Source organism: Mycolicibacterium llatzerense (assembly GCF_000878195.1).
GTDB lineage: Bacteria > Actinomycetota > Actinomycetes > Mycobacteriales > Mycobacteriaceae > Mycobacterium > Mycobacterium llatzerense.
In genome coordinates this window covers 1-13,500 of sequence record NZ_JXST01000050.1, presented here as the reverse complement: position 1 = coordinate 13,500, position 13,500 = coordinate 1, and the positions used below count along the sequence as shown (strand labels likewise).

Here is a 13,500-nt window from a genome sequence, read left to right as displayed (position 1 = left end):
ATCGGGGCTGCCTATCAAGGCAGTATGAGATGCACCGTGTTCGGTACTGGCTATCTGGGCGCGACGCACGCCGCAGGCATGGCGGAGCTGGGTCATGAGGTCCTGGGTATCGACATCGACCCCGGCAAGATCGCGAAGCTGGCCGCCGGTGACATCCCGTTCTACGAACCCGGGCTGCGAAAGATGCTGCGCGACAACATCGAAGCCGGGCGCCTGCAGTTCACCACCGACTACGACGAAGCCGCCGAGTTCGGCGATGTGCATTTCCTCGGCGTGGGCACCCCGCAGAAGAAGGGGGAGTACGGCGCCGACCTGCGGCACGTGCACTCCGTCATCGACACCCTGGTGCCGCGGCTGCGCCGGTCCGCGGTGATCGTCGGCAAGTCCACGGTTCCGGTCGGCACCGCCGCCGAACTCGTGGCCCGCGCCCGCCAGCTGGCGCCGGTGGGCGTCGACGTCGAGGTGGCGTGGAATCCGGAGTTCCTGCGCGAAGGCTTCGCCGTCAAGGACACCCTGCACCCGGACCGCATCGTGCTTGGCGTGCAAGCGGATTCACAACGCGCCGAAGCGGCGGTCCGTGAACTGTATGCGCGCATCCTGGAACGGGGCGTGCCGTTCCTGCTCACCGACCTGCAGACCGCGGAGCTGGTCAAAGTCTCGGCGAATGCATTTCTGGCCACCAAGATTTCGTTCATCAACGCCATCGCCGAGGTGTGCGAAGCGACCAACGCCGACGTCACCGTGCTGGCCGACGCGCTGGGCCACGACCCCCGCATCGGGCGGCGATTCCTCAACGCCGGCTTGGGTTTTGGCGGTGGCTGCCTGCCCAAGGACATCCGCGCCTTCATGGCCCGGGCCGGTGAACTCGGTGCCGACCCCGCGCTGACCTTCCTGCGCGAAGTCGACAGCATCAACATGCGCCGGCGCACCCGCATGGTCGAGTTGACCACCAAGGCGTGCCGCGGCACGCTGCTCGGCGCCAACATCGCGGTGCTGGGCGCGGCGTTCAAGCCCGAGTCCGACGACGTGCGCGACTCGCCCGCTCTCAACGTGGCCGGGATGCTGCAGCTCAACGGCGCCGCCGTCAACGTCTACGACCCCAAGGCGATGGACAACTCGCGCCGGGTCTTCCCGACGCTGAACTACTCCACCTCCGTCCTCGAGGCTTGCGACCGCGCCGACGCCGTGCTGGTCCTGACCGAGTGGCAGGAGTTCCTGGACCTGGACCCCGAGCAGCTGGCCGGCACGGTCCGCGCGAAAGTGATTGTCGACGGCCGCAATTGCCTGGACGTCGCGAAATGGCAGGCCGCTGGCTGGCGGGTATACGCGCTGGGCCGCAATCTGTCGGCCTGATATCCGACTGCAGTATGTAGCCCGACCCCGGTGGGCGTGCCTAAGCTCGGCGTCATGACGCTGAGGCAACGGCTCAACTGGTTCGCGCTACACGCCGTCATCCGTCAGCTCGCGGGCTACGGCGCGCGGCACGGAGACCTGCAGGGACGGCTCATCGCTGACCCCGCGGTGCGGGCCGACCCAGGCGCGTTCGCCGACGAGCTGCGCAGCCGCGGCCGGATGTACCGTGGCCGCGCCGCCTGGATCACCGCGGATCATGCTCTGGTGCACCAGATTCTGCGTTCGGACGACTTCACCGTCACGCAGATCGGCGGCACCCTGCCGGGCGCGCTCGGCTGGCTGGAGGGCAAGACCACCGTCAAGGGCCGGTTGCATCCGCTGCTGCCGCCGTCGCTGCTGTCGGTCGACGGGGAACAGCACACGCGCTACCGCAAGACCGTCTCGGCGGTGTTCACCACGCGCGCCGTCGCGGCGCTGCGGGAACGTGTGCAGCAGGCCGCGACCGTGCTGATCGACGAGCTGACCGCGGGTGCCACCGTCGACGTCGTGCAGAGCTACTGCTCGCAGCTGCCGGTCACGGTGATCGCGGACATCCTCGGGGTGCCCGAGCACGACCGGCCGCGCATCCTCGAATTCGGCGAGCTGGCCGCACCCAGCCTGGACATCGGGCTGACCTGGCAGCAGTACCTCAGCGTGGAAGACGGTTTGGACGGGTTCAACACCTGGCTCGGCGACCACCTCCGCGCGCTGCGGGCCAACCCCGGCGACAACCTCATGAGCCAGCTCATCGCCGCGAGCGATGGCGGCGCTCGGCTCAACGACGAGGAGCTGCGGGCCACCGCTGGGCTCGTGCTGGCAGCCGGGTTCGAGACCACGGTGAACTTGCTGGGCAACGGCATTCGGCTGCTGCTGCAGCACCCGGCTCAGTTGGCGCTGCTGCTGGCGCAGCCCGACCTGTGGCCCACTGCGGTCGAGGAGATCCTGCGGCTGGACTCGCCGGTCCAGCTGTCGGCCCGGATCGCCAAGGTCGATGTCGACATCGCCGGGTACCAGGTGCAGGCCGGCGAGCCCGTCGTCATCTATCTCGCCGGCGCCAACCGCGACCCGGCGGTCTTTCCCGATCCGCACCGCTTCGACGTCACCCGCGACAACGCGGGCAAGCACCATTCGTTCTCCGGCGGACGGCACTTCTGCCTCGGTGCGGCGCTGGCCCGGTCCGAGGGCGAAGTGGGCCTGCGGACGTTCTTCGAGCGGTTCCCCGAAGCGCAACTCGCGGGTCCCGGTACCCGGCGCGACACCCGGGTGCTCCGCGGTTGGGCGGCATTGCCGATCGCACTCGGGCAGGCGCGCGCAGCGGTACCGTCGTGAAATGGCCTTCCGCACAGCCCTGATCGAGGAAACTGCCGCCTTCGGCGAGATCATTCGCACTGCCGATCTCACCACTGAGGTACCCAGCTGTCCGGGGTGGACGCTCAAGCAGTTGTTCAAGCACGTCGGACGCGGCAACCGCTGGTGTGCCCAGATCGTCGCCGATCACATGAAGGAGCCACTCGATCCCCGCGACGTGCGCGACGGGAAGCCGCCCGAGGATCTCGACGGCGCCATCGACTGGCTGAACGCCGGGGCGCAGGCCCTGATCGACGCCGTCGAGCACGTCGGGTCGGACGCCAAGGTGTGGACGTTCATCGGGCAGAAGCCCGCGGGGTGGTGGATCCGGCGGCGGCTGCACGAGCAGACCGTGCACCGCGCCGATGCTGTTCTGGCGCTGGGTCTTCCGTTCGTACTCGATCCGGAGCTCGCGGCCGACGGGGTGACCGAGACGCTGGAGCGGGTGGCGTTGATGGCCCCCGCTGCCGATCCGCCGCTGGAGCGGGGCCGGTCGCTGCATCTGCATGCCGCGGAGTCCGAGCTGGGCCCGACCGGCGAGTGGCTGGTGGTCAACGACGAAGACGGTTTGGGCTGGTCGCACCAGCACGCCAAAGGTGATGCGGCAGTGCGTGGTCCGGCGTCCGGGCTGCTGCTGGCGGTCAACCGCAGGCAGACGGTCGAGGAAGCCGGCCTGGAAGTGATCGGTGACGCGGCCGTGTGGCAGCGCTGGGTTGATCACTCCGCTTTCTGATTGCGGGAGTAGCGTTTCAGCCATGACGACTTCCGAGATCGCAACGGTCCTCGCCTGGATCGACGCCCTCAATGACCGGGACTTGGACACCCTGGACAAGCTGTCCAGCGGCGACATCGAGATCGGTGACCCCAGTGGGGCGACCCAGGGCCGGAATGCGTTGCGGGCCTGGGCAACTGACCTCGACGAGAAGTCGACGGTCGGCCGGCTGTTCGTGCACGACGGTGTCGTGGTGGCCGAGCAGACCATCACCGGTGCCGGCGCCGACCGTCAGGCCGCCACAGCATTCCGCGTGGTCCACGACCACGTCACGTCGGCATTCCGGCACGACGACCTGGCGTCGGCGCTGGCCGCAACGGAGCTCATTGAATCGGACGCGGTGTAGCCAGCACCGCGGCGATCGCGGTGGTCAGCGGAACCGACAACGCCAGCGCGATGCCGCCGACCGCTGATCGCGCGATCTCGATGGCCACGCTCTCGCTGGTCAGCACGTCGCCGAGCGACCGGTTGGCCACACTGAACAACAGCAGCAGCGGGAGCGCGCTGCCGGCGTACGCCAGCACCAGCGTGTAGACGGTGCTGGCGATGTGGTCGCGGCCCACGCGCATGGCGCCGGTGAAGATGGCCCGCCGCGACGCGCCGTGCTCGGCCAGTTCGAAGGCCGTCGACGCCTGTGTGACGGTGACGTCGTTGAGCACACCCAGCGAGCCGATGATGAACCCGGCGAGCAGCAGTCCGGTGATCGACACCGACCCCATGTAGGCCGCGATCTCGTTGTTCTGATCCTCGGACAACCCGGTGAGGTGCGCCAATTCGATTGCTCCCCAGGACAACACCGCGGACAGTAGCAGAGCGCTCAACGTGCCGAGCAGCGCCGCACTGGTGCGCAGGCTGACTCCGTGCGCCAGATAGATCACCGCGTACAGGATCACCGACGACGCGACCAGGGCGACCGGGATGGCCGGGCCGCCGTCGCGCAGCGCCGGTAGCAGGAACACCGTCAGCACGACGAACGCGACGGCGATACCGACCAGGGCCCGCAACCCGCGCCAGCGGGCCACCGCGACGACGACCACGGCGAAGACGGCAGCCAAGGCGGTCAGCGGCCAGGTGCGCTCGAAGTCGAAGAAGGCGTAGGTGGTGGTGCCGGAGTCGTCGACCTGACGGGTCACCCGGATGTGGTCACCGGCGGCGAGATGCGGCTGACCGGGGCCGTTGCTGAACTCGAGCAGCGTATTGGCGCCGGAGTTCGGCCCGGAGTCGATGCCGATCAACGACTGCACGCAGCTGCCTGCGCCGGGAGGTGCGGTGACCGGGCCCGAGGTCAGGACCGCGCCGACCGACGGGCTGCCGCAGTTGTTCATCCCCGTCGACGCGACGTGCCCGGCCTCGGTGCTGACGGCGCCGCCGTGGGCGTTCTGGAACGGCAGCGGGATGTCGACGGCCTTGCCGTGCGGCCACAGGAGCACAGCGCCGATCACGGTGGCCAGTCCGATCACCGCCAGCAGCCCGACGACGATCTTCGCCGCCAGGGGACTCAACGGCGCAGGGCCGGAACTGTGCGAGTGGGAATGGGAGTGCGCCACCCGAGCCAGCCTAGGGGGTCGGCCTGAGAGCTTCCCGTCGCTCGGCTTCGATCGTCAACTTGGTGGCCAGCGTCGTCAGCACGTACTTCACGACGGCGCGGTAGCCCAGACCGACGACCCGCCAACGGCTTTCGAACGTGCCGTGCCAGTCGATGCGGGTGCCGTCCTGCTCTGGGGTGAAAGTGACCTGCGCCTGGTAGTTCCGCACCGGGGTTTTCGAGATGATGGTGTACCCGTGCCGATGTCCCGGCTCGTGGATGGTCGTCTGCTCCCGGGCGGGAAAACGCGGCGTCCCGACGGCGCGGATGGCTCCGACGCCGCCGTCATCGGCAGGTCCGCGGGTCTCCCAGATGGAGTAGTTGATCAGCGGTCGAGCCCACTCGGACCAGCGGGATCCGTCCGCCACCACGTCGAACAGCGTGCTCGGCGTGGCCTGTGTATGCCGGGTGACCAGGACTTCGTAGCGGTGTGTCATGTTGACCAAGTTAACGGAACAGTGTTCTATTAAGCAATGGATTCGCCGGATTCCGCAGTGGCGCTGCCTTTTGCGCGGGCCCGCAGCCCGCAGCAGCGCGAGGATCGCGTGCGCCATCTGACCCAGGTGACCCGCGACCTGCTGGACGACACGCGGGCCAGCGAGCTGACTCTCGGTGAGATCGCGGCCGCGGCCGGCTTGGCGAAGTCGGGCGTACTGCGTTACGCGGGTTCGCGGGAAGCCTTGCTGCTCTTGGTGATGTACCGCGAGCACCTGGGTTGGCTGGAGGACCTGCACATCCAGCTACAAGACGAACGACGCACTCTGGCAAAGGCTTTGGCGCACACGCTGGCCCGGCGCCCGGTGCTGTGTGACCTGATCAGTGCCACCCCGGTGCTGATGAACCGGCTGACGCCCGAGGCGGCCGAGGCGGTGCGCGGTCAGGCGCGCGACATCGAAGACCGGCTACGCGAGGCCCTCGAGCCCCGGCTGTCGTTGGACCGGCAGCGCCTGGTGCTGCTCACGGCCGCGATCCATGCCTTCGTCGGCTCGGTATGGGGTTGGGCCGCAATCGATTCCGATAAGCAGCCCGAACCCGGCACCGAACTCGAAAACACCCTCGCCGCGCTGCTCCGGACCTTCATCGCCGGCTTGCAACAGTGATTTCGGCGTGATCCGTAACGCTAACCGCTACGAATCACGCCGAAATCGCGCGAGATTATTGGCGGTAGCTCGCCAGGAAGTTGCCCAGCCGCTCGATGGCGTTGGACAGGTCCCGGGCCCACGGCAGCGTCACGATGCGCAGGTGATCCGGTGTGGGCCAATTGAATCCGGTGCCCTGGGTGAGCAGGATCTTCTCCTGCAGCAGTAGGTCGAGGACCAGCTGCTCGTCGTCCCGGATCTCGTGTACCTCGGGGTCCAGCCGGGGGAACGCGTACAGCGCGCCTTCGGGCTTGACGCAGGAGACGCCGGGAATCTCGTTCAGCTTGGTCCAGGCGACGTCGCGCTGCTCGAGCAGTCGGCCGCCGGGCAGGATCAGGTCCTCGATGCTCTGGTGTCCGCCCAGGGCCACCTGAATGGCATGCTGCGCAGGCACATTCGGGCACAGCCGCATGTTCGACAGCAGGCTGATGCCCTCGAGGAAGCTGGACGCGTGTTCCTTGGGGCCGGTGATGGCCAGCCAGCCGGAGCGGTAGCCCGCCACGCGGTACGCCTTGGACAGGCCGTTGAACGTCAGACACAGCATGTCCGGCGCCACCGACGCCATCGGGATGTGCTTGGCCTCGTCGTAGAGGATCTTGTCGTAGATCTCGTCGGCCAGCAGCAGCAGCTGGTGCTTGCGGGCCAGGTTCGCGATCGACTCCAGCGTCTCGCGGCTGTACACCGCGCCGGTGGGGTTGTTCGGGTTGATCACGACGATCGCCTTGGTGCGGTCGGTGATCTTCGATTCCAGGTCGGCGATGTCGGGGTTCCAGCCCTGCGTCTCGTCGCACAGGTAGTGCACCGGGGTGCCGCCGGCCAGCGCTGTCGACGCGGTCCACAGCGGGTAGTCCGGGGCCGGGATCAGCACCTGGTCGCCGTTGTCGAGCAGCGCCTGCAGCGTCATGGTGATGAGCTCGGAGACGCCGTTGCCGAGGAAGACGTCGTCGACGTCGAAGCGGGGGAAGCCCTCGACCAGTTCGTAGCGCGTGACCACCGCGCGGCGCGCGGACACGATGCCCTTGGAGTCGGAGTAGCCCTGGGCGTACGGGAGGGCGGCGATCATGTCGCGCATGATCACGTCGGGCGCCTCGAAGCCGAACGGCGCCGGGTTACCGATGTTGAGCTTGAGGATCCGGTGGCCCTCGGCCTCGAGCCGGGAGGCCTGCTCGTGTACCGGGCCACGGATCTCGTAGAGGACGTCCTGCAGCTTGGTCGACTGCGCAAACGTCCGCTGGTTACGAGGGTGGCCGCTATGCCATGTGCGGTCAGCGGGTACCTGGTGGGTGGTCACGGTTTCCATGCTCTCATCGGTGTCGAATTCTTTTGCCCATCTGCGATCTGGGCCACATATGCCAATGGCCAGCTACGACGCTCCTGGAGGCGGGTCGTAGCTGGCCATTGCGGTGTACTTCGCGTTACCGCTTACCGGGGCGCCGTGCGCCCGGCTTCATGCCCAGTCCGACGACCGGCGGTTCCGGCTTGGCCTCGGCCGCCGGGGCCGGTTCGACCGCAGTCGAGGCAGGCTCGGTGGCGGTCGATGCCGGCTCAGCAGCCGCGGGAGCAGCCGGGGCAGCCGGAGCGGCTGCTGGAGCAGCGGCCTTCTTGGCACCCGGACGCTTGGCGCCGGCAGCCAGACCCAGACCCTTCACCGGAGCCGCAGGAGCGGCCGGTGCGGCGGGAGCCTCGGCAGCGGGAGCGGCCTCAGCAGCCGGGGCAGCAGCTGCAGCCGGAGCGGCAGCCTTCTTGGCACCCGGACGCTTGGCGCCGGCAGCCAGACCCAGACCGGCAGCCGGAGCGGCGGCCGCGGCCGGAGCTTCAGCAGCCGGAGCAGCCGACGCAGCCGGAGCCGCAGCCTTCTTCGCGCCCGGACGCTTGGCGGCCATGCCGAGACCGGTCACCGGCTTGGCGGCCGCGCCACCGGCGGCCGGGGCGGCAGGTGCCTCGGCCGCGGGTGCGGGTGCGGCTTCAGCGACCGGCTCCGGAGCCGGAGCCGGCTTCGGGGCTTCCTTGGCCTTCTTCTCGGCCAGTGCAGCGGAAGCCTTTGCCGCCGTGCCCTTCTCGGGCAGCGTCACCTTGCTGGTGTCCAGCGAGTTCAGCAGCAGCTGAGCGACGTCGAGCACCTCGGTCTTTTCGATGCTGCGGGTCGCGGCGACGTCGTCGACGCCGTCGCTCATCATCACGCGGCAGAACGGGCAGCCGGTCGCGATCGCCGAGGCGCCGGTGTCGACGGCCTCTTCGGCGCGCTCGGTGTTGATGCGCTTGCCGATGTGCTCTTCCATCCACATGCGGGCACCACCGGCACCACAGCAGAGGCCGCGGTCGGCGTGGCGAGGCATTTCGGTGAGCTTCGCGCCGGCAGCACCGACCAGCTCACGCGGGGCCTCGTACTCCTTGTTGTGGCGACCGAGGAAGCAGGGGTCGTGGTAGGTGACCTCTTGGCTGGTCGACGACACCGGGATCAGCTTCTTGTCCCGCACCAGGCGGTTCAGCAGCTGCGTGTGGTGCACGACGGTGTAGTTGGCGCCCAGCTGCGGGTACTCGCGACCGATGGTGTTGAAGCAGTGCGGGCAGGTGACGACGATCTTGCGCTTGGCCGGGTCGACGCCCTCGAACAGCTCGTTGATGGTCTCGACGTTCTGCGCGGCGAGCTGCTGGAACAGGAACTCGTTACCGGCGCGGCGGGCCGAGTCACCGGTACACGTCTCGCCGGTGCCCAGCACCAGGAACTTCACGCCCGCGGTGGCGAGCAGTTCGGCGACGGCCTTGGTGGTCTTCTTGGCGCGGTCCTCGTAGGCGCCGGCGCAGCCGACCCAGAAGAGGTACTCGAAGCCGTCGAAGCTCTCCACGTCCTGGCCGTAGACCGGGATGTCGAAGTCCAGCTCGTCGATCCAGGTGGTGCGTTCCTTGGCGTTCTGGCCCCAGGGGTTGCCCTTGAGCTCCAGGTTCTTGAACAGCACACCCAGCTCGCCGGGGAACTCGGACTCGACCATGACCTGGTAGCGGCGCATGTCGACGATGTGGTCGATGTGCTCGATGTCCACCGGGCACTGCTCGACGCAGGCGCCACAGTTGGTGCAGGACCACAGCACGTCGGGGTCGATGACGCCGCCCTGCTCAGCAGTGCCGACCAGCGGGCGCAGCGCCTGCTCGGGGCCCGAACCTTCGATGCGGGCGAAGCCGTCCTCGGGGACGCCGTGGCCGTGCAGGCTGTCGCCCAGCGCGGCGAAGTCGACAGAGCCCTCTTCGGGAATCTGCTTGCCCTCGATGATGTACGGCGCCTTGGCGAACAGGTGGTCGCGCAGGTTCATGATGACGAGCTTGGGAGACAGCGGCTTTCCGGTGTTCCACGCCGGGCACTGCGACTGGCAACGACCGCACTCGGTACAGGTGGAGAAGTCGAGGTTGCCCTTCCAGGTGAAGTCCTCGATCTTGCCGCGGCCGAACACCGCGTCCTCGGCGGGATCGTCGAAGTCGATGTTCTCGCCCTGGTATTCCATGGGCAGCAGCGGGCCGAGGCCGTCGGGCAGGCGCTTGAAGGTGACGTTGATCGGGGCCAGACCGATGTGCAGGTGCTTGGAGTGCAGCACGATCAGCAGGAACACCAGCATGACGCCGATGTGGCCCATCAGTGCGATGGTCTCGATCCAGACGTTGGCGGTGTGGCCCAGCGGGGCGAGCAGGGCGGCCATGCCGTCGGAGAAGAAGGCGCCGTTCTGGTACGGGAAGTGCTCGCCGAGGACGTTGACGGCGGCACCGCGGAAGATCGCGTAGGTCAGGATGACCAGGAAGATCATGATGAGGATCTCCCACGCGCCACCGTTGTGCGATCCGTAGAACCGCGACTCACGACCGATGTTGTCGGGGTTCTTGGTCAACCGGATGATGGCGAAGACGATGATGCCGGCCAGCACGGCCAAGGCGAAGAAGTCCTGCAGGAAGCCCAGGACGGCCCAGTGTCCGACGAATGGGATGGCGAACTTCGGATCGAACAGGACGCCATAGGCTTCCAGGTAGACCGATGCCAGGACGAAGAAGCCCCACATGGTGAAGAAGTGCGCGATGCCGGGGATCGACCATTTCAGGAGCTTCGACTGGGCGAAGACTTCCTTGTTCTGGTTGAGGAACCGGCGGACGAGATCGTCCTTGCGGCCACGTTCGTCGCCGAGCTTCTGCCCGGAGCTGATCAGCTTGGTCAGCCACAGGACGCGCTTGGCGGCGAACCCCAGGACGATGACCGTTGCCAACAGCCCGATGACCAGTCTGGCCACGTCGAGCGTGTGTTCGAGATTCTCCACCGCGCCTCTCCCAAATATGTAGCTACCAACCGGTAACTTGTTGAGGTTACTGATCGGTAACTTAAGCTAGATGCCTGCTCATAGTCGCATCCTGGGTAGAACGGACGCTAGCAAGGCTGTCCTAACTTGAGCTGCGGGTTCGGGCCGGCTTTTTGCCGTGATCCGGCGTTCGCCGGGCGCGTGCTTCGCGGCCCTATATATAAGGCCCGGCGTCAGGCCTTTTCGACGAGCAGCGCGCGCAGCATCGACAACATCTCCGACCGTGATTCGGCCCCCAACCTGCGGCGAATGCGGGCGACATGGTGTTCGACGGTCTTCGCTGAGATCAGTAGACGAGCCCCGATGTCGCGGTAGGGCATGCCCTGCAGCACCAGCTCGGCGACTTCGCGTTCACGGTCGGACAGCCGGGTCCAGGCCGGTGTTGCGGCGGATGTGGCCCGAGCGTCGCCCGAGGCAGGAGGTGGTGTGGTGTTGCGCACATCTGGGCTCGGACGCGGAATAGCCGGGGCCGCAGGCTCGACGGGGTCGGCTGCGGCCTCTAGGGCTGCGTCCTGCTTGAGGTCGCGCGCCAGCTGCAGCATGGCTCCCGAGATCCGGCCGTCCGCCGAATGCAACGCCGCCTGACTGGCCAGGCGCGTGGCATCCCACGTCAACCCGAAGCGCGCCAGCCCGCGGGCGGCCGTCGTCACCTCCGCGGCGTCGACGCCGTCGGCCAGCACCCGCAGCCAGGCGCGACCGGCGCCGGCCAACGCGGTGGCGTACGCGCCATGCGCACCCTCTGCCCGGCTGGCCGCGGCCAGCGCCTGCCCGTGCGGGGCGACGGCCTCGGGCGCGTTGGCCAGGATGCCGGCGTGCACGCCCGCCCAGTGCAGCGGAACCGACCACAGCGCCGGATTGCCGGCGGCCCGCAGCAGCCCGAACGCCTCGGCCAGGGGCTGGCGCAGCTGATCGACCTGCTGCAGCCGGGCCGCGGCCACCCACAACTCGCCCAGCGGCAGTAGCGCGAACATGTCCAGCGAGTATTCGGCCAGCACCTCCATGGCCGCGTACCAGTGTTTCTGCAAAGCGCCGGTGTCGCCGCTGCGCCGTGCGACGGCAGTCTGCAGCGCGCTGAACCACAAGGCGTCGCGGCGGTGCAGGTCGGCAATCTCGGCTGTGCCCAATGCCGGGACCGCGGAATCGAGTTGGCCGTCGAGCATCCGGATCCAGCCGAGCAGCAGTCGGTGGCGAAGACCGGAGAAGCCCTGGTCGGTGCCGGTCCGGACCGCCCGGCCGATGACGCTGCGCGCGCGGACGGCGTCGCCGCCGTGCAGCGCGACGAGGCTCAGCAGCGCGGCGGGGCTGTCGGGCGCGACGGCGTGGACACCGTTGGTGGATCCGACGGCCTGCGTGAGGCGCGCCATCGCCACGGCGAACGGCTGGTCGAGCGTCAGCAGCAGGCCCTCCGCCATGCCCCGCGCCGCACGCGCGGAAGATGTTGGTGGCATGGAGTTTTCGGCCTGCAGACAAACCCGGGCCAGCTCCGCGTCGGCCGTGGCGACACCGACCACGGCACCCGCGGCAGCGACGAACGGGTCGGCATCAGGGCCGAGCCACCGGAACAGGTCCGCGGCATGCGCGGCGGCACCGTCGTGCATGGCGACGCTGGCCGCGATGCGCACTGCCTGGGCGCGGACGCCCGCATCTGTCGCGGTGAGCAGCTCGTCGGCCAAGGTGCCTGCGGTGGTGCAGTCGCCGGTGACGGCCAGCGCATCGGCGAGGTGGACGTCCGCCGGGGCGGTGCCGGCGCGGGCCGCGGCGCGGTACAGGCGAGCTGCCTGCCGGGGCTCGGCGGTCGCGGCGCGGTGGATCAGGTCGGCCGCCAGCAGGTCGTCGACCGTGCCGTGCTCCGCCAACTTGAGTGCCAATTCGGTGGACAGCGTGGATGATTCGATCTGCGAGCGCAGCAGCCGGGACTCGGTCTCGCGATGCCGCGCAGCGCCGACCAGGCGGGTGAGGCACCGGTGCAGCGTGTCGGTGAACCGCGGGTGCAGCGCCGCGGACAGCAGGCCAGTGGCACGGGCCCGGTCCATCAGCACCGCTGCCGCGTCGCCGGGCAGTTGCAGCGCAGCGGCGATGTCGTCAGGCCCCAGTTCGGGGCTGAGCGAACACAACAACAACGTGTCCAGCAGGTGCTCGTCCAGCCTTCGCAACCGCTCGCTCAACGCGACGGACGCGGCTCGCACCGGATCGCCGCCCGCGGCCAGGGCCGACAGCGCCGAATACACCAGCAGCGGGATGCCGCCGGTGCCGGCGATCAGCCCGGGCACCTGGGCGCCGGAGACGCCGGCGCGGGCCAGCGCCTCGTTGATGTCGCGGGGCGTCATCGGCGCCAGCTGAATCGGCGGATGCTGCCGGCTCAGAGTGGTGGTGAGGGCGTTGAGCGCGCGCTCATGCGCGAGCGGCTCGGCGCTGACCACCACGGTGCGGCCCGGATCGCCGGCCAGCTCGGTCAGGACATCCAGTTCTGCCGGGGAGAGCAGCTGGGCGTCGTCGATGACGATGGCCGCGTCCGGTGCTTCACCGGACTTCGGTACCCGAGCGAGCATCGTCGTGCCGTTGGCCCGCAACGTCTTTCGCACCGCTTCCAGCGCGGTGGTCTTGCCGCTGCCGATTCCGCCGAGCACCAGCGACGTGCCGGCTGCTGCGGTCATCAGCTGGTCGACGCCGCGGGGACAGAAGTTACCGGCGCCGACGCTGCGGGCGCCGATGCTGCGGGCGCTGACGCCGATACGGCTGATGCCGTCTTGGTGGGCTGGACCGTCGGCGTACTGGGCTCCTGGGTCGGCGCAGCCGTGGGTGTCTGCGTGCTGGGCTGCGTCGTCGGCGGCTTCGTCGTGGTCGGCGGCGGCTGCGTGGTGGTGGGCGGCTGCGTCGTCGTCGGCGGTTGCGTCGTTGTCGTCGGCGGCGGGGTGGTGGTCGTGGTGGGCG

The 13,500-nt window shown here is 68.7% G+C and carries 10 protein-coding genes; 5 read left to right on the top strand and 5 right to left on the bottom strand.

What is annotated here, in order from left to right; all coding sequences use genetic code 11:
* Positions 1-24: 24 nt before the first annotated feature.
* Genes TL10_RS25675 through TL10_RS25660 form a run of 4 tightly spaced genes read left to right on the top strand, consistent with a single transcriptional unit; the run spans position 25 to position 3,857 of the window.
* Positions 25-1,353 (top strand): UDP-glucose dehydrogenase family protein, encoded by a 1,329-nt coding sequence (locus tag TL10_RS25675; RefSeq protein ID WP_043390862.1) that lies wholly within the window; start codon positions 25-27, stop codon positions 1,351-1,353.
* Positions 1,354-1,413: 60 nt separating this feature from the next.
* Positions 1,414-2,721 carry a cytochrome P450 gene (locus tag TL10_RS25670; RefSeq protein WP_192830307.1) on the top strand — a complete coding sequence of 436 codons (1,308 nt, stop codon included), beginning with the start codon at positions 1,414-1,416 and terminating at the stop codon, positions 2,719-2,721.
* Between the two features lies 1 nt (position 2,722).
* Complete coding sequence (locus TL10_RS25665; protein ID WP_043390160.1) at positions 2,723-3,472, top strand: maleylpyruvate isomerase family mycothiol-dependent enzyme; 750 nt, start codon at positions 2,723-2,725, stop codon at positions 3,470-3,472.
* 22 nt (positions 3,473-3,494) lie between these two features.
* Entirely contained in the window at positions 3,495-3,857 is a 363-nt protein-coding gene (locus TL10_RS25660; protein ID WP_043390162.1) for a nuclear transport factor 2 family protein, read from the top strand.
* On the opposite strand, the gene TL10_RS25655 is transcribed toward TL10_RS25660, so the two are convergent.
* Together TL10_RS25655 and TL10_RS25650 are read right to left on the bottom strand one after the other, a co-directional pair.
* A complete protein-coding gene (locus tag TL10_RS25655) occupies positions 3,835-5,058 on the bottom strand; it encodes a YibE/F family protein (protein WP_043390165.1) in 1,224 nt (407 codons plus the stop codon). The genes TL10_RS25660 and TL10_RS25655 overlap by 23 nt on opposite strands.
* Positions 5,059-5,068: 10 nt before the next feature.
* The gene (locus tag TL10_RS25650) at positions 5,069-5,533 is read right to left on the bottom strand and encodes an SRPBCC family protein (RefSeq protein ID WP_043987881.1); all 465 of its coding nucleotides are present in this window, start codon (positions 5,531-5,533) and stop codon (positions 5,069-5,071) included.
* Between the two features lie 36 nt (positions 5,534-5,569).
* On the opposite strand from TL10_RS25650, the gene TL10_RS25645 reads away from it, so the two are divergent.
* Positions 5,570-6,196 (top strand): TetR/AcrR family transcriptional regulator, encoded by a 627-nt coding sequence (locus TL10_RS25645; RefSeq protein ID WP_043987880.1) that lies wholly within the window; start codon positions 5,570-5,572, stop codon positions 6,194-6,196.
* A 55-nt stretch (positions 6,197-6,251) separates the two neighbouring features.
* Here TL10_RS25645 and TL10_RS25640 read toward each other — a convergent pair whose 3' ends face one another.
* From TL10_RS25640 to iniR, 3 genes are all read right to left on the bottom strand, one after another.
* Entirely contained in the window at positions 6,252-7,535 is a 1,284-nt protein-coding gene (locus TL10_RS25640; RefSeq protein WP_043390171.1) for a pyridoxal phosphate-dependent aminotransferase, read from the bottom strand.
* Between the two features lie 115 nt (positions 7,536-7,650).
* The gene (locus TL10_RS25635) at positions 7,651-10,530 is read right to left on the bottom strand and encodes a heterodisulfide reductase-related iron-sulfur binding cluster (RefSeq protein ID WP_043987879.1); all 2,880 of its coding nucleotides are present in this window, start codon (positions 10,528-10,530) and stop codon (positions 7,651-7,653) included.
* A 212-nt stretch (positions 10,531-10,742) separates the two neighbouring features.
* A complete protein-coding gene (gene iniR, locus TL10_RS25630) occupies positions 10,743-13,223 on the bottom strand; it encodes an isoniazid response ATPase/transcriptional regulator IniR (protein ID WP_082068090.1) in 2,481 nt (826 codons plus the stop codon).
* Positions 13,224-13,500: the final 277 nt, after the last annotated feature.

What these genes read in the sequence shown, in the direction of transcription:
- TL10_RS25640 (WP_043390171.1), bottom strand. Translation starts at nt 7,535, where the DNA reads ATGGAAACCGTGACCACCCACCAGGTACCCGCTGACCGCACATGGCAT.
- TL10_RS25675 (WP_043390862.1), top strand. Translation starts at nt 25, where the DNA reads ATGAGATGCACCGTGTTCGGTACTGGCTATCTGGGCGCGACGCACGCC.
- TL10_RS25665 (WP_043390160.1), top strand. Translation starts at nt 2,723, where the DNA reads ATGGCCTTCCGCACAGCCCTGATCGAGGAAACTGCCGCCTTCGGCGAG.
- TL10_RS25650 (WP_043987881.1), bottom strand. Translation starts at nt 5,533, where the DNA reads ATGACACACCGCTACGAAGTCCTGGTCACCCGGCATACACAGGCCACG.
- TL10_RS25660 (WP_043390162.1), top strand. Translation starts at nt 3,495, where the DNA reads ATGACGACTTCCGAGATCGCAACGGTCCTCGCCTGGATCGACGCCCTC.
- TL10_RS25645 (WP_043987880.1), top strand. Translation starts at nt 5,570, where the DNA reads ATGGATTCGCCGGATTCCGCAGTGGCGCTGCCTTTTGCGCGGGCCCGC.
- iniR (WP_082068090.1), bottom strand. Translation starts at nt 13,223, where the DNA reads ATGACCGCAGCAGCCGGCACGTCGCTGGTGCTCGGCGGAATCGGCAGC.